The organism is Microbacterium oxydans (assembly GCF_900095745.1).
Taxonomy (GTDB): Bacteria; Actinomycetota; Actinomycetes; order Actinomycetales; family Microbacteriaceae; genus Microbacterium; species Microbacterium oxydans_B.
In genome coordinates this window covers 155,227-179,844 of the sequence record NZ_FMIR01000010.1, presented here as the reverse complement: position 1 = coordinate 179,844, position 24,618 = coordinate 155,227, and the positions used below count along the sequence as shown (strand labels likewise).

Sequence of the window (24,618 nt, the reverse complement as noted above, 5' to 3'; positions counted from 1 at the left end):
GTGGTGAAGGCCGCGAAGGCGGTGCGGCGGGAGGTGGGGTTGTCGTCGGGGGCGTGGTTGCCGGCACGGTGGCCGGCGCTGCGGGAGGCGTTGGTGGACGGGACGATCGGGGTCGCCGGGCTGCTGGCCGCGATCGGGCCGATCGAGCAGGCCGGGGCCCGGATCGGGACGGGCGACCGGTTGCGGGCGGATGCGGAGTTGGCCGCGTACGCGCGGGGATTCGCGGTCGCGGACCCGGATGCGGAACCGGATGCCGATGCGGGCGGGGATGTTGCTCCGGCGGCGACGCCGGAGGATCTGCGGTTGTTGGCGCAGATGATCGTGCAGTATCTCGACCCCGATGGCGCGGAACCCGCGGACGATATCGCGATGCGGGTGCGGGGGCTGACGCTCGGGCGCGCGAAAGACGGGGTCATCCCGATCCGGGGCAGGCTGCTGCCCGAGGTCGCGGGACAGTTGCAGCGCCTGTTCGACGCGTACCTGAATCCCAAAGTCGACGGACCACCCGTCCCCGGAGTGGCGTTCCGGCCGACGGGGGAGACGGAAGCCAAGACACCGGAGGTCGCCGACGACGGTGCGGGGATAGATGACGATGTCCTCCCGTCCGGCGACCCGGGACGGATGGTCGACCCGCGCTCACGGGCGCAGAAGCAGCACGACACCCTCGCCGCGATCCTCGGCATCGCCGCCCGCCACGACGACACCCCACGCCTGGGCGGCGGTGCACCCACCCTGATCGTGTCCATCACCGCAGACGACTACACGTCCGGTCGCGGCTGGGCGCACGTCGAGGGCATCGACACCCCCGTCTCCACCCGTGTCGCCGCGCACACCGCGTGCGCGGGCGGGGTGCAACGGGTGCTGTTCGACCCGCACGGGCGGATCATCGGCATCAGCACCACCGACCGGATCTTCACCGTCCATCAACGCCGCGCGATCACCCTCCGCGACCGCGAATGCCTCATCCCCGGCTGCCATGTCCCCGCGACCTGGTGCGAGATCCACCACGTCACCGAACACGCCCACGGCGGCCCCACCCACACCGACAACGGCGTCGCCCTCTGCTGGCACCACCACCGCACCCTCGACACCAGCGGATGGGAGAACCGGATGCACCACGGCACACCCCACGTCCGCGGACCCGCCTGGTGGGACCCCGCCAGACGCTGGCGCACACCACAACCCGCGACACCACGACCCGCGACACCACGACCCGCGACGCCACGGACGACGGCAGCAAGACCGACGACGCCGCGAACAACGACGCCACGGACGACGGCAGCAAGACCAACGACGTCGCGACCCGCACCCGCGGCCTGCCGCTCGACAGTGCTCAGAGCATGAGTGGCCTCGACCGTCTCGGCGTGAACTGTCGACCTGTGCGACACGATGTGGCATGCTTGCGGGCATTGCGCCGGGCCCCGTTTCTGGGGCCGTACGTGAATCGAGAGGCAGACGCCGGAACACATGTCCAGACCACTCGCGGGACCGCAGGGCCTGCTACGCACGCTCAACGGTCGCGCGATCCTGGAGGCGCTCGCGCGCAGCGGCCCGCAGACCCGCACGGAGCTGATGTCGGCGACGGGTCTCTCCCGCACGGCCGTCACCCAGGTGCTGCGGATGCTGGAAGCGGCGGGAGCCGTCGCTGCCGCGGGGGTCGACCGCGAGACGCGGGGGCCTGCCGCCGGTCGTGTGACCCTGCATCCACGGCTCGGGTTCGCCGCCGCCGTGCACATCGACCACCATGCCGCGCACGTGGTGCTCGTCGACGCCCGCGGAGTCGTGCACGCAGAGGAGCACGCGGTGCTACCGCTGCAGGAGGATCGCGTCGAGCACATCGTCGCCCTCGTCGACCGATGCCGTCTCGCGGTGAAGGCGGCGAAGGGCGCGATCCACCTCGCGGTCGTCGGCATTCCCGGGATCGTCACCGCCGACGGCGGCATCCGCGACGATCTCGGTCCGGACGGCGGTGCTTTCCGGTCCGCGCTGACCGCGTCGCTCGGTTGCCCCGTGCGCATCGAGAACGACGTCAACCTCGCCGCCCTCGCCGAGCTCACGGCGGGCGCGGGCGGCGACCTCGCCAGTTTCGCCCTGCTGCTCCTCGACGACGGGATCGGAGCCGGCATCGTGATCGACGGCGCGCTTCATCGCGGGTTCTCCGGAGTCGCCGGTGAGGTCATGTATCTGCCGCAGACGCCGCTCCCGATCGGGGCACCCATCGTGAGTGACGTCGTCGTCGGAGACCTCGCGCTCGGGGTGGGGCGGGACGCCGATGCCGGGCTGGAGGAGCACCTCGAGGCGGCCGGTCGCGGCGACGAGGCCGCGAGCCGCGTCGTCGCCGAGATCGGCAAGCGCATCGTGCTCGTCGCCGGCAGCGTCGGTCTCGTGCTCGACCCCGAGGCGTTCATCCTCAGCGGCAAAGCCGCCCATCCCGTGCTGGTCGAGGCGATCCAGCGCGTCGCCGACGAGTACGCGCCCCAGCTCCCGCTGCGGTTCCTGGTCTCTTCATTCGGCCCGGAGGCCCCGCTGGTCGGCGCCGTCGACGAAGCGGCATCCGCCCTCCGGAGCATGCTGTTCACCCGCATCCTGACCCCGGCTGCGAAGACCGGCCGCTGAGCACCGCCCCGATCGCCGCCCTCGATCGCCCGTCCCTACCCGACAGGATCCCCGATGACCGCTCCCTCCGACCTCGCCGACCGCCTCGGCCTCGCTCCCGGCGCGCGGGCGATCATCCTCAACGCCGACGACTTCGGCATGTGCCATGCGGCGAACACCGCGATCGTCGATCTGCTCACTGCCGGGCGCATCGACTCGACGACCGTGATGGTGCCGTGCTCGTGGTCGCCCGAAGCGCTGGCCTTCGCGGCGTCCCGCACCGATCTCGACGTGGGCGTGCACCTGGTGCTCACCAGCGAATGGCGACGCTACCGTTGGCGCCCGCTGACCGGCACGGGGACGAGCCTCGTCGATGCCGACGGGTTCTTCCCCGTCGATGTCGCGTCCGTCGAGCGGACCGCGACCGACGACGACGTCGCCGCCGAGCTCGCCGCCCAGCTGCAGGCCGCGCTCGACGCCGGTGTCGATGTGACGCACCTCGACAACCACATGGGCTCGGTCTACGGCCTCGTCACCGGCCATGACTTCCTGCGCCCGGTGTTCGATCTCGCCGCCCGCAACGGCCTCCCGTTCCGACTGCCGCGTCGCATGGACGGGGTGGAGGAGGATGCCGCGCTGCAGGCCAAGCTCGACGACGCGGCGGCCGCCGCCGATGCGATGGGCGTCGTGATCATCGATCGCCTGTGGTCGCACCCCTTCGAGCTCCTCCGCGAGGGCGAGCCCGACGAGGAGACCTACGAGCAGGTGCGTGACGGCTTCATCGCGTTGCTGCGCGCCGTTCCCGCCGGCGTCACCGAGATCTACCTGCATCCGATGATCGACGACGACGAGCTCCGGGCCGCGGTCGACTTCAGCGCGGCGAAGCGCGGTTACGAGCTGCGTCTGCTCACCGACCCCGCCGTGCTGCAGGCCATCGAAGACGAGGCGCTCGTGCGCATCGGCTGGCGCGACCTGCGCGACCTGCAGCGGGCCGGCGACCGATGACCGTTCTGGGCGAACGCCTGCGCGATCGACGGCTGGATGCGGCGCCGACCAGGGCGCAGACGATCGCGTTCGGAGCATCCGGGTTCCCGACCCAGCTCATGGCGCAGACCTTCTCGGCCTTCATCGTCTACTTCTACGTCTCGCACCTCGCCGTGCCGGCCGGATGGGTGGCTGCGGCGATGATCGCCCACGGCATCCTGAACGCGGTGCTGAATCCGGTCGTCGGCACGATCTCCGACCGGATGCGCACCCCTTGGGGTCGGCGCATCCCCTGGATCGGTCTGGGCATCGTGCCGCTCGTGGTCGCCTTCGCGCTGGTGTGGATGCCGCCCGAGCTCCCGGCCGCCGGTCTCATCGTGTGGTTCCTCGTGGTCGTCGCCGTGTACGACATCGCGTTCGTCGTCGTGGTGCTGAACATCTCGGCGCTGTTCCCCGAGATCTTCCGCACGACCGAGGAGCGGGCGCGCGGCAACGTGCCGCGGCAGATCTTCGCGATCCTCGGCATGGTACTGGGCACGGCCGGCGCGCCCGCCCTGTACAGCGCGCTCGGGTGGCCGGGGATGGCCCTGGTGTTGGGCGCCGTGTGCCTCGTGCTGCTCGTGTGGTCGTTCTTCGGCGGGATGATCGAGCGCCGGGTTCCGGAAGCGGCAGCGGAAGCGATGCGGTGGGGTGACCAACTGAAGTACACCTTCCGCAATCGGGCCTTCGTCCCCTACGTGCTCGGGTCGCTGTTCGTGCAGACCTCGATCGCGGTGATCCTCGCCGCGATCCCCTTCTACGTGCGGTACTCGCTCGGGGCTGCCGAGGGGGAGGGCAGTCTGCTGCTCGGCGCGATCTTCGTCACCGCGATCCCGTCGATCGTGCTCTGGAGCGCGGTCGTCCGACGCACCTCGCCGCGCACGGCGGTGCTGTGGAGCGTGACGGTGTTCGGAGTCGCCGTGCTCGGCTACCTGGCGCCGTCGAACGTGCTCGGGGCGGTGCTGGTCGGCGTCGCGGTCGGCGTGGGCGTCGGCGGCCTGCTGCAGCTGCTCGAGGTCATGCTGGCGCAGATCATCGATGAGGATGCCGCGCGCACCGGGCACCGCCGCGAGGGCGCCTACTTCGGCGTCAACGGCTTCGTGGTGCGCGGATCGGTCGTGCTGCAGGCCGTCGTCGCCGCGGTGGTGTTGACGGCATCCGGCTTCGACGCCACGCTCGGCGACGCGCAGCCCGAGAGCGTCGACGGCGGCATCCGTCTGATGCTCGCGGTGATCCCGCTCGTGTTCACTGCCCTCGCGTGGCTGTGCTTCTGGCTCTACCCCATCCGCACCCGCGACATCTGAGGCCATCTCTCATACTCAGCACGGAGGAGGCGCGACGCCCCCCGTGCGACAGAGTCGACCGTCCTGCCCGAGGGCGCAGGGTCGCGCCGATGCGAGCATCGGGGAGGGGCCCCGCTTGCGGGGAGGGGCGCCCCGCTCTGCGAGCAGCGGCGCGACCCGGAGCCCGTCCCCACAAGTCGAAGACTCAGACCGATGCAGCCTGCCGCGCCTCCCACCCCGTGCGCACCATCTCGTCGACCGTGTACCGCATGGTCCAGTCGAGGTCGCGGGCGGCGAGCTCTCCGGTGGCGACGATGCGGTCGGGATCGCCGGGGCGGCGGGGACCGATCTCGGGGGTGAAGTCGATGCCGGTCACGCGGGCGACGGCATCCATGATCTGCTTCACGCTGAGTCCGTCGCCGGAGCCGAGGTTGTACGCCGCCTCGATGGGGCTTCCGTCGGCGAGGCGCTGGGCGGCGGCGACATGGGCGGCGGCGATGTCACCCACGTGCACGTAGTCGCGCACGTTCGTGCCGTCTGCGGTGTCGTAGTCGTCACCGAAGATCTTCGGGGTCTTGCCCGCGAGCAGCGCCTCGAACACGATCGGGAAGAGGTTGTGCGGGCTCACGTCATAGACCGTCGGATCGGCGGAGCCCACCACGTTGAAGTACCGCAGCGAGGTGTGCCGCAGCGGGCGCTCGGAGTCGGCTGTCGCGATCGCCTGGTCGCGCAGCAGCCACTCGCCGATGAGCTTCGACTCCCCGTAGGGACTGGCCGGCTTCTTGGCGGTGTCCTCGACGACGAGCGCGACATCGGGGGTGCCGAACACGGCGGCCGAGGAGGAGAACACGATGTTCGAGACGCCCGCGGCTTCCATCGCCTCGAGGATGATCCGGGTGCCCTCGACGTTCTGCGCGTAGGTGTGCAGCGGGCGCTGCACCGAGACACCGGCGTACTTGTATCCCGCGACGTGGATGACGCCCTGGGCGTCGTGGTCGCGCAGCGTCTTCTCGACGAGCGCGCGGTCGAGGATGCTGCCCTGTACGAACGGCACGCCCTCCGGCACGAACGACGCGACGCCGCTGGAGAGGTCGTCGAGCACGACCGGGGTGAGCCCGGCTTCTGCGAGGGCCCGCACGACGTGGGCTCCGATGTAGCCGGCGCCGCCGGTGACGATCCAGGACATTGCGTTCCTCTCCTGCCGCGGAGTGATCGCGGCTCGATCGATCATTCTCTCAGGCGTCGCGGAGCGGACCTGCGGATGGGGTGACCGTGAACAGGTGCGGTGCGCCGAATCCCGAGGCGGCGAACGCGGCGGTCACGGCATCCGACACGGTGCCGACGGCATCCTGCTCGATCAGCGCGATCGCGGCTCCCCCGAAACCCCCACCGGTCATGCGGGCGCCGAGAGCGCCGGCGGCCAGTGCGGTGTCGACGGCGGTGTCGAGCTCGACGGTCGAGATCTCGAAGTCGTCACGCATTGACACGTGCGATGCCACGAGGAGGTCGCCGATGGCCCTGGCACCCTGCTCCTGCAGCACCTGGACGGTGTCGAGCACGCGCTGGTTCTCGGTGACGATGTGACGCACGCGGCGGAAGGTCACGTCGTCCATCAACTCCTGAGCGCGCGGGAGCTCGGCGATCGACACGTCGCGCAGGGCAGGCACGCCCATGAGCGATGCTCCGAGTTCGCACGATGCCCGGCGTTCGCGATAGCCGCCCGTGGAGTGGGCGTGCTTGACGCGGGTGTCGATCACGAGAATCGCGAGTCCGGCTTCGGCGATGCCGAGCGGCACCGGCCGGGCCTCGAGCGAGCGGCAGTCGAGGAAGATCGCGGTGTCGGGCTGACCGAGCATCGACGCCATCTGGTCCATGATCCCGGTGGGAGCTCCGACGGCCTCGTTCTCGGCACGGCGTCCGACGCGGGCCAGCGCCGTGGCGTCGAGGCCGGTGCCCCAGAGCTCGTTCAGGGCGGATGCCGTCGCCCCCTCGATCGCGGCGGACGAGGAGAGCCCGGCCCCCACCGGCACGTCGGAGGCGATCGCGATGTCGAGGCCGCGGAACGGGCCGTCTTCGGCGGTCGCGTGCCGCAGCGCCCAGGCCACGCCCAGCGGGTACGCGGCCCACTCCGGGACGGCGGGGTGTGTGCCTGGCGCGGTCGGGAAGAGTCCGTCGAGCTCGTCGAGACCGACCTCGACCGGCTCATCCGCGAAGGTCGAGCCGACCAGGACCCGGCCGCGGTCGTCGTCGCGCAGCCCCACCGCGGCGACCGTGCGCTGGGGGATGGCGAACGGCAGCACGAAGCCGTCGTTGTAGTCGGTGTGCTCGCCGATCAGGTTGACGCGTCCGGGTGCCGACCAGAGGCCGTCGGGCTCGCGACCGGTGAGCTCGGCGAACAGGGCGCGGGCGTCGTCGTGGGCGGCGGTCATGCGGATGCTCCGTCGGAGGTCGAGGTCGAGGTCGGGTTCGCGGTCGGGTTCTGCGAGGAGCGTTCGATCGCCTCGCGGAGGCGTGCGGCGCCGACCTCCGGCGGGACCTCGGCCGCCCATGCCCCCATCGCGGCCTCAGACCCGGCGAGGAACTTCAGCTTGTCGGCGGCCCGGCGCGGGCTCGTCAGCTGCAGGTGCAGGCGCACGGTGTCGCGACCGACGTGCACGGGGGCCTGGTGCCAGGCGGCGATGTACGGGGTCGGGGTGTCGTAGAGGGCATCGACGCCGCGGAGCAGGCGCAGGTAGAGCGGGGCGAGCTCGTCGCGCTCGGCCTCGGTCGTCTCGGCGAAGTCGGGCACGTGGCGGTGCGGCATCAGGTGCACCTCGAGGGGCCAGCGGGCGGCGAACGGCACGAAGGCCGTCCAGTGCTCGCCGCGGAACACCACGCGTTCGGAGGCCTGCTCGGACTCGAGGATGTGCTGGAACAGGTCGGGCGCGGTGCGGTCGATCGACTCGAGCAGCCGGGTGGTGCGCGGCGTCACGTAGGGGTAGGCGTAGATCTGGCCGTGCGGGTGCGGCAGGGTGACCCCGATCGCCTCGCCGCGGTTCTCGAACGGGAAGATCTGCTGGATGCCGGGCAGCTTCGAGATCGCGGCGGTGCGGTCGGCCCAGGCCTCGATGACGGTGCGGGCGCGGGTGACGGACTGCGTGCCGAACGAGCCGGAATGGTCGGGACTGAAGCAGACCACCTCGCAGCGCCCGACCGAGGTGCGGGTGCGGCCGAGGCCCAGGGCGGCGAGGTCGTCGAGACCGCGCGGCGCGTTCGATGCCTGCGGCGCGGTGCCGACGGCCTCGGCGAGGGCGGGGCCGAACGCAGGAGAGCGGTTCTCGAACACCGCGACGTCGTAGCGGGACGGCACCTCGGAGGGGTTGCCCGGGGTCTGCGGAGCGAGCGGATCCGCGTGGGCGCTGGGCATCATGACGCGGTTCTGCCGGTTGGCGGCGACCGTGATCCAGTCGCCCGTGAGCACGTCGAGGCGCATCGTGGCGGTGTCGGGGCGCGGGTCGAGCGTGCGGGCATCGACCGCGCGTTCGGCTCCGAGCGCGGTGCCCGGATCGTCGTAGTAGATGAGGTCGCGGCCGTCGGCGAGGGTGATGGCGCGTTTGACGACGCCGGCGCCGAGGGTCTCGGTGCGCAACTCAGGAATATCGTGCGTGTTCACGTAAACATGGTAGCCATAGAGCCGTGATAACGTCAACATTGCGGAGTTGTGCACAGGTGGCGAACGGAGAATGTGCGTGGGAAGTGAACACGACCTGGTCGGGGAATTGGGCTCCGGACGGCCTCGATCGGCGTCCGGTCGCGTGTCGATGGCCATGGTCGCCGCCCGCGCCGGCGTCTCTGGTCAGACCGTGTCGCGTGTTGTCAACGGCAGCCCGCGCGTCGACCCCGGCACCCGCGCCCGCGTCGAGGGAGCGATGGCCGAGCTCGGGTACCGCCCGCACCGTGCGGCCCGCGCCCTGCGCACCGGTCGCTCGCAGACCATCGGCCTCGTCGTCACCACGCTCGCCACGGTCGGCAACTCGCGGATGCTGCAGGCCACGGCCGAAGCGGCGGCGGAACGCGGATACGCCCTGACGCTCGTGACCGCGACCGACGGCGTCGCCGAGGCGTTCGAGCGGCTCGCCGAGCAGGAGGTCGACGGCGCGATCGTGCTCAACGAGGCATCGGCACTCGTCCCGGCGACGCAGCCCCCCGCGGGTTTGCGCCTGGTCGTGGTCGACGCGCCGACCGACGCGGGATTCACCTCCGTGCACAGCGATCACGCCGGCGGAGCGGCACTCGCCACGGCGCGGCTCCTCACCCTCGGGCACGACACCGTGCACCACCTCGCCGGCCCCGAAGATTCCTTCGCGGCCGTCGAGCGCGAGCGGGGATGGCGCGAGACCCTGGACTCCGCCGGCATCCGTCCATCCGCCGTGGTCCGGGGCGACTGGAGCGCCGACTCGGGATATTCGGCGGGGGGAGCCCTCGCTGGGGCATCCGCGGTCTTCTGCGCCAACGACCAGATGGCGCTCGGGCTGATGCGCGCCCTGGCCGAGTCCAGCCGCCGCGTGCCCGAGGATGTCGCGGTCATCGGCTTCGACGACGTGCCCGATGCGGCGAACTACCGCCCGCCGCTCACCACGATCCGGCAGGACTTCGCCGCCCTCGCCCACCGCGCGGTCTCGGCGCTGGTGGATGCGATCGAGGGTGCCCCGCAACCCGAGGGCTCCGCCGTCATCCCGACCGAGCTCGTCGAGCGCGACAGCGCGGGCTGACCTCCGGCGCGAAAGCGCTTCGGTTGCGTTCGACTCTCGTCTCGTGGCATGATCTCGGAAAGCGCTTTCCACTCACGGTCGAGAGGAAGCACCGACAGCTTCCCGCGAAAGAAACGGAACACCATGGCCCAGGCGAACACCCGCGAGATCGGCATCATCATGAACGGCGTCTCCGGACGCATGGGATACCGGCAGCACCTGGTGCGCTCGATCCTCGCGATCCGCGAAGAGGGCGGCATCGAGCTGCCCGACGGTTCCCGCATCACGGTGAAGCCGATTCTCGTCGGTCGCAGCGAGGCCAAGCTCGCCGAGCTCGCCGCGAAACACGGCATCGAAGACTGGACGACCGACCTCGACGCCGCCCTCGCCGACCCCCAGTGGGAGATCTACGCCGACTTCCTGGTGACCAAGGCCCGCGCCACCGCGATCCGCAAGGCCATCGCCGCGGGCAAGGCAATCTACACCGAGAAGCCGACCGCCGAGTCGCTCGAGGAGGCGCTCGAACTCGCCCGCCTCGCGAAGGACGCCGGCGTCAAGACCGGCGTCGTGCACGACAAGCTCTACCTGCCGGGCCTGCAGAAGCTCAAGCGTCTGATCGACTCCGGCTTCTTCGGTCGCATCCTCTCAGTGCGCGGCGAGTTCGGCTACTGGGTGTTCGAGGGCGACTGGCAGCCGGCCCAGCGCCCGAGCTGGAACTACCGCACCGAAGACGGCGGCGGCATCATCACCGACATGTTCCCGCACTGGAACTACGTGCTCGAGAACCTCTTCGGCGAGGTCAAGAGCGTCTACGCGCAGGCGGCCGTGCACATCGCCGACCGCTGGGACGAGAAGGGCGAGCACTACACGGCCACGGCCGAGGACGCGGCCTACGGCATCTTCGAGATCGAGGGCGGCGTGATCGCCGAGATCAACTCCTCGTGGACCGTGCGCGTGAATCGCGACGAGCTCGTCGAGTTCCAGGTCGACGGCACGCACGGCTCGGCCGTCGTCGGGCTGTTCGGCGCGAAGATCCAGCCCCGCAACGCCACCCCCAAGCCGGTGTGGAACCCCGACCTGGAAGACACCCGCGACTACGACGCCGACTGGCAGAACGTGCCGACCAACGAGGTCTTCCTCAATGGGTTCCGTCAGCAGTGGGAGGAGTACCTGGTCTCCTACGTCGAGGGCACCGAGTATCCGTTCGACCTGCTCGCCGGTGCCCGCGGCGTGCAGTTCGCCGAGGCCGGTCTGACCTCGAGTGCCGAGGGTCGCAAGATCGCCCTCTCGCCGCTGACGCTGGGCTGAGACGCGCATGAGCACCCTCCGACTCCTCCGTGCGACCGGTGAGACCGCCGATGTCTCCCTCAACGACTCGGGCGCATACACCCGTCCGACCGTCCCGCTGCAGAGCCGCGTCGCCTATGCCGCCGCGCACGTGGTGCCGAAGGTCCACGCCGACAACACCCCGGGGCAGCCGGCCGACATCGACTGGGACGCCACGCTCGCGTTCCGGCGCAACGTGTACTCGTGGGGACTCGGCGTCGCCGACGCCATGGACACCGCGCAGCGGAACATGGGGCTGGATGCCGCGGCCACCCGGGAGTTGATCTCCCGCAGTGCCGAGGTCGCCCGCGAGGAGGGCGGCTCGGTCGTGGTCGGCGTCAACACCGACCATGTCGCCGAGACGCACATCTCGATCGACCAGGTGATCGCCGCCTACCTCGAGCAGCTGCACTTCACCGAGGAGCAGGGGGCCGGCCCCGTGCTCATGGCCTCCCGCCACCTCGCCCGTGTCGCGACGGGCGCCGACGACTACCGTCGCGTCTACCGTGAGGTGCTGTCGCGCGCGACCGTGCCCGTGGTGCTGCACTGGCTCGGCACGGCCTTCGACCCCGAGCTGGCCGGATACTTCGGCGCCGACGACTGGCAGACGGCATCCGCAGTGCTGCTCGATGTGATCGCGGAGAACCCCGACAAGGTCGCGGGCGTCAAGATGAGCCTGTTGAACGCCGAGTCCGAGATCTCCGTGCGGGAGCGGCTCCCCGAGGGGGTGCGCATGTTCACCGGCGACGACTTCAACTACGTGAGTCTGATCGGTGGCGACACCGTCGGCGACGGCGCGGGGCACTCCGACGCGCTGCTGGGGGCGTTCGCGGCGATCACCCCGGTGGCGTCAGCGGCGATCCAGGCGCTGGATGCCGGAGACCCGGAGGCGTACCTGCGCATCCTCGGTCCGACCGAGGAACTCAGCCGACAGGTCTTCGCGGCACCGACCTTCTATTACAAGACCGGTGTCGCCTTCCTGGCCTGGCTCAACGGCCACCAGCCCGCGTTCCAGATGGTGGGAGGCCTGCACTCCGCGCGCAGCCTGCCGCATCTGAGCCGCATCGTCGAGCTCGCCAACGCCTCGCTCGCGCTCGAGCAGCCCGACCTCGCCCGCGAACGCTGGCACGGGATGCTGCGCCTGAACGGGGCGGACGCGTGAGCGCCGTGGATCCGCGCCTGTCGATCAACCAGGCCACCGTCAAATACGCCGACCTGGCCACGGCCCTGCGGGTCACCGCCGACGCCGGCATCCAGGCGATCGGACTGTGGCGCGAGCCCGTCAACGAGGTCGGCCTCGACGTCGCGGCACGGATGCTGTCCGACTCGGGGCTGCGCTTCACGACCCACTGCCGCGGCGGCTTCTTCACGCTGCCCGCCGGGGCCGAGCGGGAGGCCGCCCTCGACGACAACCGTCGGGCCATCGAGGAGACCGCGACCCTGGCCGCCGCCGGTGCCGAGGGCTCGACCGCGGTGCTCGTGCTCGTCGCGGGTGGCCTGCCTGAGGGGTCGCGCGACCTGATCGGGGCGCGCGAGCGCGTCCGCGATGCGATCGGCGTTCTCGCTCCCGAGGCGAAGGCCGCGGGGGTCACGCTCGCGATCGAGCCGCTGCATCCGATGTACGCCTCCGATCGTGCCGTCGTCTCGACGCTCGGTCAGGCGCTCGACATCGCCGCCGACTTCGAGCCCGCCGTGGTCGGTGCCGCGGTCGACACGTTCCACATCTGGTGGGATCCGCAGGTGCTCGAGCAGATCGCCCGTGCGGGTCGCGAAGGCCGCATCGCCACCTACCAGGTGTGCGACTGGAAGACTCCCCTCCCCGCCGACGTGCTGCTCTCGCGGCACTACACGGGCGACGGGGTGATCGACTTCGGTTCGCTCACCCGAGCTGTCATCGCGACCGGGTACGACCGCGACATCGAGGTCGAGATCTTCAACGCCGACATCTGGGCGGATGCCCCCGAGAACGTCGTGCGCCGCACCGCCGAGACCTTCGCCGCGGCCGTCTCCCCGCACCTCGGATGACGCGCGCCGGTCGCCGCTCGGGACTGAGAGGATGACGCCATGACCCGCACCCGCCCCGGACTGTGCTCGGTGACGTTCCGCGAGCTCGCGCCCGAGCGGATCGTCGAGCTCGCAGCGGATGCCGGGCTCGAGGCGATCGAGTGGGGCGGCGACGTGCACGTGCCGTCGGGAGACATCGTCCGAGCCGGGGAGGTCGCCCGCCTCACTGCCGACGCGGGCCTCGCGGTCGCGTCGTATGGGTCGTACTTCCGTGCCGGAGCGGACGAGCCCCTGACGCCGGTGCTCGACAGCGCCGAGGCGCTCGGCGCCGACCGGGTGCGCATCTGGGCGGGCAGGATCGGCTCGGATGCCGCGACCGCCGGCGACTGGAGCGCGGTGGTCGACCGGGTGCAGGCCGCGACAGCGGAGGCGGCAGGCCGCGGCATCACGCTCGCCCTCGAGTTCCATTCCCGCACGCTCGCCGACACGGCGCCGACCACACTGCGGCTGCTCGACGAGGTCGGAAGCCCCGCGCTCTCGACGTACTGGCAGCCGACGGTCGGAGCCTCGGTCGACACCGTGCTGGAGGAGTACCTCGCGCTCGCCGCGCACACGAGCGCGGCGCATGTCTTCTCCTGGTGGCCGCAGGACGAGCGGCTGCCGCTGCGGGCGCGGGATGCGCTGTGGACGCGGTTCTTCGCGGCGGCGACGTCGGCCGCAGCGCCCCCACGGGATGCGCTTCTCGAGTTCATACCCGGCGACGATCCGGCCCTGCTCGCACGCGAAGCGGCAGCGCTGCGCGACTATCTCGAGAGGCCCGAGTGACGAAGAGTCGGGAAGTAGGCTCGGAGACATGACCAACCCCGCATCGCCCGCGGAGCGGCCGGCGTCGGAGCGCGCCTCGCGTCATCCCCGCGGCCCCGCGCCCACGCTGCACGATGTGGCGCGGGAAGCCGGTGTCTCCCTGGCGACGGCCTCGCGCGCGCTCAACGGCTCGGAGCGCAAGGTGGCCGAGTCGTTCCGCGAACGCGTCGAAGCCGCGGCCGCGAAGCTCGGCTACACGGCCAACGTCTCCGCCCAGGCGATCGCCCGGGGAACGTCCCCCGTCATCGCCCTGCTCGTCGCCGACATCGCCGACCCCTACTTCGGTCTGATCGCGTCCGGCGTCGCGCGTGGTGCCGATGAGCACGGGCTGGTCGTGACGATCGCGATCACCGAACGCGACCAGGCGCGGGAGGCGCGGATCGTGCGTGCCCTGCGCGGTCAGCGGCCGCGCGGGCTGATCCTCGCGGCTTCTCGCACGCAGGAGCCGATGGAGGTCGACACCGCGCACGAGCTCGCCGAGTTCGCCCGCCTGGGCGGCACGGTCGTCGCCTTCGGGCCGGACGGCGATGCCGACCGCCGCATCGAGATCGACAACCGTTCCGGTGCCGAGACGCTGGCGCGGCGAATGGCTGAGCTCGGTTACCGCTCGGCGATCATCCTGGGCGCCGCCGAGGGCGTGCGTACCTCCGACGATCGCCTGGCCGGCTTCCGCGCCGGGTTCGAGGCCTCCGGAGGCGTGGTGGAGAGCGTGCGGCGGGGCGACTTCCGACGTGAATCGGGGAGTGCGGGCATGGCAGCCGCGCTCGCCGACGGGGTGCCGGCGGGAACCCTCGTCTTCGCGATCAGCGACGTCGTCGCGATCGGCGCGATGTCGGCCATCCGCGATGCCGGTCGTGAGATCGGTGCGGACATCGCGGTCTGCGGCTTCGACGACGTGCCGGCCGCGAGCGATGTGTCACCGGCTCTGACGACCGTCCGCGTGCCGCTGACCGAGGTGGGCTACCAGGCGTTCCGTGCGACGGTCGACGCCGACTGGGAACAGTCGCCGCTCCCTGTCGAGGTCGTCGTGCGGGCGAGCACTCCCGCGATCACCCGATGACCCGCGTGGTGCTGGCGCCCGACAGCTTCAAGGGCACGATCACGGCGGCCGATGCCGCGGCCGCGCTCGCCGAGGGCTGGGCCGCGGTGGATCCCGCCGCCGAGTTCGTGCATCGGCCGATGGCAGACGGCGGGGAGGGCACGGTCGCCGCATTCGAGGCCGCGGTCCCTGGCGCGGTCCGGATGCCGGTCGTCGTCGACGGTCCTTCCGGAACGCGCGTCGACACTTCGTGGCTGCTGCTGCCGCCGAGCGAGGATGCGCCCGCGGGAACCGCGGTGGTCGACCTCGGCTTGACCTCCGGAATCGAGCTCCTCGACGAGCTGCGGCCCTGGGATGCCGACACGAGGGGTCTCGGCCAGGCCATGGCCGCAGCCCTCGACCACGGCGTCTCGTGTCTCGTGGTCGGCATCGGGTCGAGCGCCTCGACCGACGGCGGCACCGGGATGCTCACCGCGCTGGGTGCGCGGTTCCTCGACGCGTCCGGCGTGCCCGTGGCCCGCGGTGCCCGAGGGCTCGCCGAGATCGCCGCGGTCGACCTGACGGGGTTGCGAGCGGCGCCCGAGGTGCGCGTGCTGACCGACGTCACCAACCCGCTCACCGGCCCACGGGGTGCGGCCGCGGTGTTCGGCCCGCAGAAGGGGCTGCGCGCGATGGCGGACATCGCGCTCGTCGACGACGGTCTGCGCCGCCTCGCCGAGCTGCTGGGCATCGACCCGGCGGGGGAGGGCAACGGCGCGGCGGGCGGCACCGGTGCCGCGCTCGTCGTGTGGGGCGGCGTGCTCGCTCCCGGCGCCGCCGAGGTGGCCGAGCTCATCGGCCTCGCCGACGCGATCGCCGACGCCGACATCGTCATCACCGGTGAGGGCTCCTACGACGGACAGTCCGGCGACGGCAAGGTGCCCTCGTTCCTCGCCGGCCTCGCCGCTGCGGCGGGCACCCGCGCGTTACTCGCCGCCGGACGCATCACCGCGGATGCCGACACCGCGCTGTTCACGGTATCCGTGTCTCTCACCGATCTTGCCGGATCCTCCGACGCAGCTCTCGCCGACCCCGCGCACTGGCTGCGGGAGGCCGGCGCCGTGCTGGCCCGCGCCGCGGCGTCCTGACTCAGGCCCTGCAGGCGGGCCTGAGGCCTCGGATGCGGCCGTGACACGGCGTTGTCTCCGTCGGAAATTGTTCATCCGACGTAGGGTTCGCCCTCTGCTACGATCAGCGCAGAATACCGGTTGTTCGATCGAATGGACTGAGCCGGCTTCGCTCGATCTAGGGGAGATTGTCCGTGAGTCCTGTCCGTTCGCGCCGTCGCGCTGCGCTGTCCGAATCCCACCGGGGGCTGGGGTCCCGCATGCTCCGCACCGGCGGAGTCCTGCTCACCGCACTCGCGCTGATCGCCTCCTCCGCAGTGCCCGCCGTCGCCGGCGAGATCGCACCCGCGACCCCGACGATCGTCACCGCAGCGGCACCGGATCTGGTCAGCGACGACCCCGCCGTGGTCTCCGCGGCCCACGGAGCGCAGATCAGCACCGAACTCGGTGACGTCTCATCCCGCGATGCTTCTTCCGACGATGCTTCTTCCGACGACGCCTCTTCCGACGCCGTACCGCCGACCCAGGATGCCCCGTCGACGCAGTCGCGCATCGCCGGTGCGGCAGCGACCGAGGCGGGCCCGCCGGAATCGAGCTACGGCGAGGTGGTGAGGGTCACCGTCTCCGGACGCTTCGTGACCCCCGCCGGAGCAGCCGTCAGGGGAGTGAACCTCCGCGCGGAGGCCATCTACGGCGATGGTCCCGGCCTGTTGGCTCAGGTCACCACCGGCGCAGACGGCACCTTCACGATGCACGTCGACACGGCGCGTCCGTTCTATCTCCTGGTGACCCCGGGGGCGGGCTATGTCGCCGGAACGCTCGGCACGGACCGCAAGATCCTTCCCGGCAACTGGGCGGAGGATCAGTGGGTCCTCGAGCCGGTCGCGGCCGTCTCGACGCTGGGCGATGTCGCGCTCGTCGCGGGACAGCAGGTGTCGGGAACCGTGGCGGTCACGGGCCCCCTGTCGCTCACCGAGGCGCGGCTCCAGCTGTCGGCGGACGGCATGCAGTTCGATCTGCCCCTCTCGATCCAGACGGGCTCGACGCCCTGGTCGGTGACCGTCCCCAAGGGTACGTATCGCGCATCGGTGAGCGCGTACGGCCTGGGTATCGACGCGTACCACGGAGGAACCTCGTACGAAACGGCGAAGCTGATCGTCGTGAACGGTGCGGTGGCGAACATCGGGATCGGCGTGACGGTGAGCTCCCGGACCATCTCGGGCACGGTCCGCGATCTCAAGGGGAACCCCGTCGAAGGCGCCGGTGTCACGCTGAACCCTCGCCCGTGGGTGGCGGGGAGCCTCTCCCGGTCCGCGTCCACTGCGGCCAACGGCACGTACACCCTCATCAACGTCGTTCCCGGTACCTATGACCTGAGCTTCTCCAGTTCCGGACCGCCCACGTACTGGCCCGGCGTCGGCAGCTGGGAGGATGCCGGGACCATCACCGTCACGGCGGCCTCCGGTTCGCTGACCGGCCGCGACGCCACGGTGACGGCCGGTGTGCGCATCTCCGGCACGTCGACCGACCCCGACGGGACGCCTCGAGAAGGCGACACGGTCTGGTTCCGTCTGGCGGGCAACGACGTCGGGTCCACCGTGACCGCTGCCGACGGCTCGTACTCGTCCTACCCGCTGGCGGCGGGGGAGTACACCGTCGGTCTGAGCCAGGCGGGCTCCACGGGAGCGCCGCAGCAGTGGTACGACGGCAAGAGGAGCGCGGCCGAGGCGGATCTCGTGCGTGCGACGACGGATGGCACGGTCTACGACGGCATCGACTTCGTCGCGGTGAAGGGCGGCTCGATCGCCGGCACCGTCTCCTTCGCGGGCGGTGCCGCGGTGAAGGGCGCCACGATCTCCGTGTTCGCGGCGCACAACACCTTCCAGCCGGTCGCCACGGCGACCACGGATGCGCAGGGCCGATACACGGTCAAGGGTCTGAACCGCGAGAACTACGTCGTCAAGGTCACCTCCGGCACGAGCGGCGTGGTCGATGTCTGGTACGGAGCCACCGCGAACGATCCGGCTGCCACGGTGATCGAGCTCGGCCTCGACGCGACGTTCCGCGCCGACGTCACCGCCGTCCTCGGCGGCACGATCAGCGGAAGCCTCACGCCGAGCATCGCAGGTCAGTCGTACTGGGTCTCGTTGAGCAAGCAGGACGGCTCCGATCAGCGCTCCATCGCGGTGCCGACCACCGACGGCTCGGCCGTGAAGTGGGAGGTCTCCGGACTGACGGGCACGTGGATCGTCTCGGTCAACGGCGTCTACTGGAACGGCTCCGAGTCTCCCGATGGTGTCACGCCGATCACGGTCCTGCCCGGAAAGGTCTTCGGCGGCGTCGACTTCGATCTGCGCAAGAACCTGAACGTCACGGGGGCGTTGCGGACGACCGACGGATCGCAGATCGCGCGCGTCGACGTGACGATCGAGCGCCAGGACGGCGAGTGGTGGAACTACGTGGACTCGTCGTACCCGACCGGTGCGCAGTTCGGGTTCTCCGTGGAACCGGGCGTCTACCGTGTGCGCACCTCCGGATTCTCCCCGAACGGCGACGCGCTGCGCGAGACGACGACGCCGTTCACCGTCGTCGCCGGCAAGCCGACCGTGCTCGACATCGCGACGCAGCGGGGCTGGGCGGTCAGCGGACGCCTGACCGATGCGGCGACGGGTGAGCCGGTGTCCGGGGCATCCGTGCGGGCGCAGTCGCTCGTCACCTACTCGACCGCCTACGGCATGACCCAGTCCGACGGGACCTACCGCGTCGTGGTCGGGGCCCCCGGCGCCTGGGACGTCGTCGCGGCGGAGGGTTCTGCCACCTACTCGGCCGCGACACGACGCGTCACCGTCGCCGGCACGGATCTCAAGGACATCACGTTCGCGCTCGCCAAGGGGCAGCGCGTGAGCGGCCGGGCGACCGGCGAGAACACGACGAATCCGCTGCCCGGCATCCAGGTCGATGTCTGGAACGCCGCGGGGGAGATCGTCGCCTCGGCGACCACCTCCGGCGATGGCACCTATCGCACTCCCGCCCTGGCCGACGGCACCTACACCGTGCGCTTCGTGAACTGGAACGGACTGTACGTCGAGGAGTGGTGGAAGGATGCCACGACCTCGGGAACCGCGACGAAGATCAGCGTCGCGGGCAAGCCGGTCACGGCCGTCGACGCCTCCATGCGTCTCGGCGGCGTCATCATCGGGTCGGTGCTCGACGCCGACGGCAACCCGCTCGCCGGGGCCACGGTCGGCCTCGCGTCGATGCCGGACACGGGGATCGGGGCGTTCTTCGCACCGCTGACTCAGATGTTTGGTGCCACGCCAGGGGGAACGATCCTCGACGTCGAGACCACAACGGATGAGCATGGCACCTACACCCTGCCTCCGGTTGAGGCGGGATCGTACGGGTTGTACGTGTACTCGCCGACGACGGGCACGACGTGGTTCGACGGCAAGAAGACGTTGCGCGAGGCGGATGCCGTGGAGGTGTCCGCCGGAGGGACTGTGAGCGTCTCGCCGCAGCTGCGTGCGCTCGCCTCGGGGGAGGAGCCGCGCACGCCCGAGCAGTCCATCAGCGATGAGTTCACGATTCAGCGACAGCCCGCCGACGTGACCGTGACCGACGGTGAGACGGCGACCTTCCGTGCCGCCGCATCGGGCGCGACGGCCCCGACGATCCGGTGGGAGAAGCGCAAGCAGGGAGCCGCGACGTTCACGACGATCGCGGGTGCGACCGACACGACGCTCGCGCTGACCGGAACGCTGGCCGACTCCGGCACAGCGGTGCGCGCCGTCTTCACGTCTGGAGGATCGACGAAGACGACGGACATCGCGACGCTGACCGTGAAGGCGAAGCCGTCGGTGCCGAAGGCTCCGACGGTGCCCGTCGTGTCGAAGCTGCAGGACACGGCCGCACAGCTCGACTGGACGGCGCCCGCCTCGGGAGGATCTCCGATCACCGGGTACTCGGTGCGGATCTACACCGGGGGAGCGCTCGTCCGAGAGATCGCCGTCACCGGTGCGTCCTTCTCGCTCACCGGGCTCACCGCGCAGACGACCTATGCGGCGTCTGTGACCGCGGTGAACGCGGTCGGCAGCGGTGTGGAATCGCCGCGGGTCTCGTTCACCACGCTCAAGCCCCTGACGGTGCCGACCGCTCCGACCGCGGTGTCGGCCGTTCCCGGCGACGGGCAGGCCGTGGTGTCGTGGAAGGCGCCGACCTCGAACGGCGGGTCTGCGATCACGGGTTACACCGTGACGGCGTCGCCGGGCGGTGCCAAGGTGACGACGACGGGTGCGACGACCGGGACGGTCACCGGACTCACGAACGGCACCGCGTACAAGTTCATCGTCACGGCGACGAACGCCGTCGGGACGTCCGTGGCATCGGCCGTCTCGGACGCGGTCACCCCTGTGGCCGCACCGAAGGCTCCCGGCGCCCCGACCGCGGTGTCGGCGGTGGCCGGCAACGGGCAGGCGACGGTGTCGTGGAAGGCCCCGACCTCGAACGGCGGGTCTGCGATCACGGGTTACACCGTGACGGCGTCGCCGGGCGGTGCCAAGGTGACGACGACGGGTGCGACGACCGCGACGGTCACCGGGCTCACGAACGGAACGGCCTACACGTTCACGGTCACGGCGAAGAATGCGATCGGCACGTCTGTCGCGTCTGCCGCCTCCGCGGCCGTGACGCCGACGACCGCCCCGACCGCTCCGGTGGCCCCGACCGCGGTGTCGGCGGTGGCCGGCAACGCCCAGGCGACGGTGTCGTGGACGGCGTCGGGGTCGAACGGCGGGTCCGCGATCACGGGCTACACGGTGACGGCGCAGCCCGGCGGCAAGACCGCCACGACCACGGGTGCCACGACGGCCACGGTCACGGGCCTCGCGAACGGGACGGCATACACGTTCACGGTGAAGGCGACGAACGCGGTCGGCTCCTCTGCGGCCTCTGCCGCATCCGCCGCCGTCACGCCGAAGGCTGCCGTCGCCGCGGTTTCCCGTCAGTCGGGTCCTGGTCGGTATGAGACGGCGGTGGCGGTGTCGGTGGCGTCGTTCCCGACGGCAGGTGTGCCGGTGGTGTATCTCGCGAACGGGCGGGACTTCCCGGATGCGTTGGCGGGCGCAGCGGCGGCGGGGCACTTCGGTGGTCCGGTGCTGTTGACGGAGCCGGGCGCGTTGCCACCCGTCGTGGCCGCGGAGCTGGCGCGTCTGAAGCCGCAGAAGATCGTGATCCTCGGTGGCACGGGTGTGGTGTCCGAGGCGGTCAAGAAGCAGGCGGGTGCCTACACGACAGGCGGCGTGACTCGGCAGTCGGGTCCGGGGCGGTATGAGACGGCGGTGGCGGTCTCGGTGGCGTCGTTCCCGACGGCCGGTGTGCCGGTGGTGTATCTCGCGAACGGGCGAGGCTTCCCGGATGCGTTGGCCGGTGCGGCGGCGGCGGGACACTTCGGTGGTCCGGTGCTGTTGACGGAGCCGGGCGCGTTGCCGCCGGTGGTGGCGGCGGAGCTGGCGCGTCTGAAGCCGCAGCGGATCGTGATCCTCGGTGGCACTGGTGTGGTGACCGAGGCGGTCAAGAAGCAGGCGGGTGCGTACACGACGGGCGGTGTTTCCCGTCAGTCGGGTCCTGGTCGGTATGAGACGGCGGTAGCGGTCTCGGTGGCGTCATTCCCGACAGCTGGCGTGCCGGTGGTGTATCTCGCGAACGGGCGGGACTTCCCGGATGCGTTGGCCGGTGCGGCCGCGGCGGGGCACTTCGGTGGTCCGGTGCTCCTGACGGAGCCGGGGGCGCTGCCGCCGGTGGTCGCTCAGGAGCTGGCGCGTCTGAAGCCCCAGAAGATCGTCATCCTCGGTGGCACGGGTGTGGTGACCGAGGCGGTCAAGAAGCAGGCCGAGACCTACGTCAAGCGCTGACGACAGAGGGTCGAGGGAGCGACCCGGTCGCTCCCTCGACCCTCTGCGGCGCAGAAGCGCTCGGGTCAGCCCTCGAGCGCAGCCGACACCACGGCGCGCGCCTCGGCCTGCACCTCGGCGAGGTGCTCCGGGCCGCGCAGACTCTCGGCGTACAACTTGTAGACGTCTTCGGTGCCCGACGGCCGGGCGGCGAACCAGGCGTGCTCGGTCTGCACCTTGAGGCCACCGATCGCCGCGCCGTTGCCCGGTGCGTGCGAGAGCTTCGCCGAGATGTCTTCGCCGGCCAGAGTCGTCGCCGTCACGGCCTCGGGAGCGAGCTTCGCGAGCGTCGCCTTCTGCTCGGGCGTCGCGGGAGCATCGACGCGCTGATAGGCGGATGCGCCGAAGGCAGCCTCCAGCTCGCGGTAGCGCTCCGACGGCGTCTTGCCGGTGACGGCGATGATCTCGGCGGCCAACAGGCACAGCAGGATGCCGTCCTTGTCGGTCGACCAGACCGAGCCGTCTCGGCGGAGGAAGGATGCTCCGGCAGACTCCTCGCCGCCGAACGCGACCGAGCCGTCGAGCAGGCCGGGCACGAACCACTTGAACCCGACGGGCACCTCCAGCAGGCGCCGGCCGAGCGACTCGGCGACGCGGTCGATGATCATCGACGACACGAGCGTCTTGCCGATCGCGGCATCCCGCGGCCAGTCCTGCCGGTGCGAGAAGAGGTAGTCGATCGCGACGGCCAGGTAGTGGTTCGGGTTCATCAGCCCGGCATCCGGGGTGACGATGCCGTGCCGGTCGGCGTCGGCGTCATTCCCGGTGAGGACGTCGTAGGAACCCTTCTTCGCGACCAACGAGGCCATCGCCGAGGGCGACGACGGGTCCATCCGGATCTTCTCGTCCCAGTCCAGGGTCATGAAGCGCCAGGTCGGGTCGACCTCGGGATTCACGACGGTGAGGTCGAGATCGTGCATCTCGGCGATCAGCGACCAGTACTCGACGGATGCTCCGCCCAGGGGGTCGGCGCCGATGCTGACCCCGGCGGTGCGGATCGCATCGATGTCGATGATCGAGGGCAGGTCACGCACGTAGGCGTCGCGGAAGTCGTAGCCGTTGAGCGCATCCCAGTCGACGTCGGCGAACCGCACCGACTTGACGCCCTCGAGCCCCGCGGCGATCAGCGCGTTCGCCCGGTCGGCGATCCAGCCGGTGGCATCGGTGTCGGCGGGTCCGCCGTGCGGCGGGTTGTACTTGAAGCCGCCGTCACGCGGAGGGTTGTGCGACGGGGTCACGACGATGCCGTCGGCGCGGCCCGGGTCGTCCGCCGCGCGTCCGCGGTTGTAGGTGAGGATCGCGTGGCTGAGCGCCGGCGTCGGCACCCACGAGTCGCGGGAGTCGACGCGCACATCCACACCGTTGGCGAGCAGCACCTCGATCGCGCTGCGCTCGGCGGGCAGCGAGAGTGCATGCGTGTCGCGGCCGAGGAACAGCGGACCGGCGATGCCCTGGGCCGCCCGGTAGTCCACGATCGCCTGAGTCGTGGCGAGGATGTGGTTCTCGTTGAAGCTGTTCGACAGCGACGAACCGCGGTGGCCGCTCGTGCCGAACACGACCCTCTCGGCGGCGACTTCTGGGTTCGGCGTGCGGTCGTAGTACGCGGCGATCAGCTCGTCGACATCGATCAGGTCACTTTCCTCCGCGGGGAGGCCGGCACGGCTGGTCATCTCTTCAGTCTGCCCCCTGATCGCCCGGTTCGCATCCGCGAAGTCATCCGCATATCGCTCTCCCGGCAGAGGGATAAGGTGAAACCCGTGACTGAACGCCGTACCTACAGCTATCTGGGCCCTGCCGGAACCTTCACGGAGGCGGCGCTGGAGCAGGTGGCCGAGGCCCGCGGTCAGCAGTGGCGCTCCGTGCACAACGTCGGTGAAGCTCTGGCCGACGTGCTCGAGGGCCGCAGCGACGCCGCGATGATCGCGATCGAGAACTCGATCGAGGGCGGCGTCTCCACCACGCAAGATGCCCTCGCGACGCTCCCCGGCCTGCGCATCGTCGGCGAATACCTGGTGCGGGTCAACTTCGTGCTGGTCGCGCCGCGGGGGACGACGCTCGACCAGGTCGAGGTGATCGCGGCGCATCCGGTCGCCTATGCCCAGTGCCACGGTTGGCTCGGCGCACACCTCCCCTCGCACTCGCACGTGCCCGCATCGAGCAACGTCGCATCCGCGATCGGCGTCCTCGACGGCACGCTGCCCGCGCAGGCAGCCATCGCGGCACCGGGCATCGTGAACCACTACGACGTCGACGTGCTCGCAGAGGGCATCGGCGACAACGCCCAGGCCGTGACCCGCTTCGTGCTCGTCACCCGCACGACCCGTTCACCCGAGCCGACCGGGGCGGACAAGACCTCACTGATCGTCGAGCTCCCGCACGACCACCCCGGCTCGCTCCTCGAGATGCTCGAGCAGTTCTCGACCCGCGGCATAAACCTGTCGCTCATCGAATCGCGGCCGATCGGCGACGAACTCGGCCGCTACCGGTTCGTCATCGACGCCGACGGGCACATCGAGCACGAGCGCATGGCCGATGCGCTGCTCGGCATCCGGCGGTTCAGCCCTCGCGTGGTGTTTCTCGGTTCGTACCCGCGCGCCGACCGGCAGATCGTGCACTACCCCGAGCGCTACTCCGACGACATCTTCATCGAGGCGCGCGACTGGCTGCGCGGAATCCTCTCCGGCGAGCCCGACGTCTGAC

17 protein-coding genes are annotated in these 24,618 nt (G+C 70.8%); 13 read left to right on the top strand and 4 right to left on the bottom strand.

What is annotated here, in order from left to right; translation table 11 throughout:
• The 4 genes from BQ2383_RS04620 to BQ2383_RS04605 form a co-directional block, all read left to right on the top strand.
• Nucleotides 1–1,344, top strand: a 1,344-nt coding sequence (locus tag BQ2383_RS04620) for an HNH endonuclease signature motif containing protein (RefSeq protein WP_167381537.1), incomplete at its 5' end; no start/stop codon positions are given.
• A 123-nt stretch (nucleotides 1,345–1,467) separates the two neighbouring features.
• A complete protein-coding gene (locus tag BQ2383_RS04615) occupies nucleotides 1,468–2,616 on the top strand; it encodes an ROK family transcriptional regulator (RefSeq protein ID WP_091030229.1) in 1,149 nt (382 codons plus the stop codon).
• Between the two features lie 54 nt (nucleotides 2,617–2,670).
• Nucleotides 2,671–3,600, top strand: a complete 930-nt coding sequence (locus BQ2383_RS04610) for a polysaccharide deacetylase family protein (RefSeq protein WP_091030225.1) — start codon at nucleotides 2,671–2,673, stop codon at nucleotides 3,598–3,600.
• Nucleotides 3,597–4,922 (top strand): MFS transporter, encoded by a 1,326-nt coding sequence (locus tag BQ2383_RS04605; RefSeq protein WP_091030223.1) that lies wholly within the window; start codon nucleotides 3,597–3,599, stop codon nucleotides 4,920–4,922. Before BQ2383_RS04610 ends, BQ2383_RS04605 begins: the two co-directional genes overlap by 4 nt.
• Nucleotides 4,923–5,106: 184 nt before the next feature.
• Here BQ2383_RS04605 and galE read toward each other — a convergent pair whose 3' ends face one another.
• From galE to galT, 3 genes are read right to left on the bottom strand one after another with little or no spacing between them, the layout of a single operon-like run.
• A complete protein-coding gene (galE, locus tag BQ2383_RS04600; protein ID WP_091030220.1) occupies nucleotides 5,107–6,087 on the bottom strand; it encodes a UDP-glucose 4-epimerase GalE in 981 nt (326 codons plus the stop codon).
• A gap of 49 nt (nucleotides 6,088–6,136) precedes the next feature.
• Nucleotides 6,137–7,330 (bottom strand): galactokinase, encoded by a 1,194-nt coding sequence (gene galK / locus BQ2383_RS04595; protein ID WP_091030218.1) that lies wholly within the window; start codon nucleotides 7,328–7,330, stop codon nucleotides 6,137–6,139.
• Nucleotides 7,327–8,553: a galactose-1-phosphate uridylyltransferase gene (gene galT / locus BQ2383_RS04590; protein ID WP_244175890.1), complete on the bottom strand. Its 1,227-nt coding sequence runs from the start codon at nucleotides 8,551–8,553 to the stop codon at nucleotides 7,327–7,329. The genes galK and galT overlap by 4 nt, the downstream gene beginning before the upstream one ends.
• Before the next feature lie 148 nt (nucleotides 8,554–8,701).
• Between galT and BQ2383_RS04585 the strand changes: the two genes are divergently transcribed.
• The 8 genes from BQ2383_RS04585 (at nucleotide 8,702) to BQ2383_RS04550 (ending at nucleotide 21,879) form a co-directional block, all read left to right on the top strand.
• A complete protein-coding gene (locus BQ2383_RS04585; RefSeq protein WP_167381538.1) occupies nucleotides 8,702–9,652 on the top strand; it encodes a LacI family DNA-binding transcriptional regulator in 951 nt (316 codons plus the stop codon).
• 123 nt (nucleotides 9,653–9,775) lie between these two features.
• Nucleotides 9,776–10,939: a Gfo/Idh/MocA family protein gene (locus tag BQ2383_RS04580; protein ID WP_091030210.1), complete on the top strand. Its 1,164-nt coding sequence runs from the start codon at nucleotides 9,776–9,778 to the stop codon at nucleotides 10,937–10,939.
• 7 nt (nucleotides 10,940–10,946) lie between these two features.
• Nucleotides 10,947–12,119 (top strand): dihydrodipicolinate synthase family protein, encoded by a 1,173-nt coding sequence (locus tag BQ2383_RS04575; protein ID WP_091030206.1) that lies wholly within the window; start codon nucleotides 10,947–10,949, stop codon nucleotides 12,117–12,119.
• Entirely contained in the window at nucleotides 12,116–12,982 is an 867-nt protein-coding gene (locus BQ2383_RS04570) for a sugar phosphate isomerase/epimerase family protein (RefSeq protein ID WP_091030203.1), read from the top strand. Before BQ2383_RS04575 ends, BQ2383_RS04570 begins: the two co-directional genes overlap by 4 nt.
• Before the next feature lie 39 nt (nucleotides 12,983–13,021).
• Nucleotides 13,022–13,786: a sugar phosphate isomerase/epimerase family protein gene (locus BQ2383_RS04565; RefSeq protein ID WP_091030200.1), complete on the top strand. Its 765-nt coding sequence runs from the start codon at nucleotides 13,022–13,024 to the stop codon at nucleotides 13,784–13,786.
• 28 nt (nucleotides 13,787–13,814) lie between these two features.
• Nucleotides 13,815–14,885 carry a LacI family DNA-binding transcriptional regulator gene (locus BQ2383_RS04560; RefSeq protein ID WP_091030197.1) on the top strand — a complete coding sequence of 357 codons (1,071 nt, stop codon included), beginning with the start codon at nucleotides 13,815–13,817 and terminating at the stop codon, nucleotides 14,883–14,885.
• The gene (locus BQ2383_RS04555) at nucleotides 14,882–15,991 is read left to right on the top strand and encodes a glycerate kinase (protein WP_091030194.1); all 1,110 of its coding nucleotides are present in this window, start codon (nucleotides 14,882–14,884) and stop codon (nucleotides 15,989–15,991) included. Before BQ2383_RS04560 ends, BQ2383_RS04555 begins: the two co-directional genes overlap by 4 nt.
• A 239-nt stretch (nucleotides 15,992–16,230) precedes the next feature.
• Nucleotides 16,231–21,879 (top strand): fibronectin type III domain-containing protein, encoded by a 5,649-nt coding sequence (locus BQ2383_RS04550; protein WP_091030191.1) that lies wholly within the window; start codon nucleotides 16,231–16,233, stop codon nucleotides 21,877–21,879.
• 65 nt (nucleotides 21,880–21,944) lie between these two features.
• Here BQ2383_RS04550 and pgm read toward each other — a convergent pair whose 3' ends face one another.
• Nucleotides 21,945–23,588 carry a phosphoglucomutase (alpha-D-glucose-1,6-bisphosphate-dependent) gene (gene pgm / locus BQ2383_RS04545; RefSeq protein WP_029262459.1) on the bottom strand — a complete coding sequence of 548 codons (1,644 nt, stop codon included), beginning with the start codon at nucleotides 23,586–23,588 and terminating at the stop codon, nucleotides 21,945–21,947.
• A 78-nt stretch (nucleotides 23,589–23,666) separates the two neighbouring features.
• Between pgm and pheA the strand changes: the two genes are divergently transcribed.
• Nucleotides 23,667–24,617 carry a prephenate dehydratase gene (gene pheA / locus BQ2383_RS04540; RefSeq protein WP_091030187.1) on the top strand — a complete coding sequence of 317 codons (951 nt, stop codon included), beginning with the start codon at nucleotides 23,667–23,669 and terminating at the stop codon, nucleotides 24,615–24,617.
• Nucleotide 24,618 lies beyond the last annotated feature (1 nt).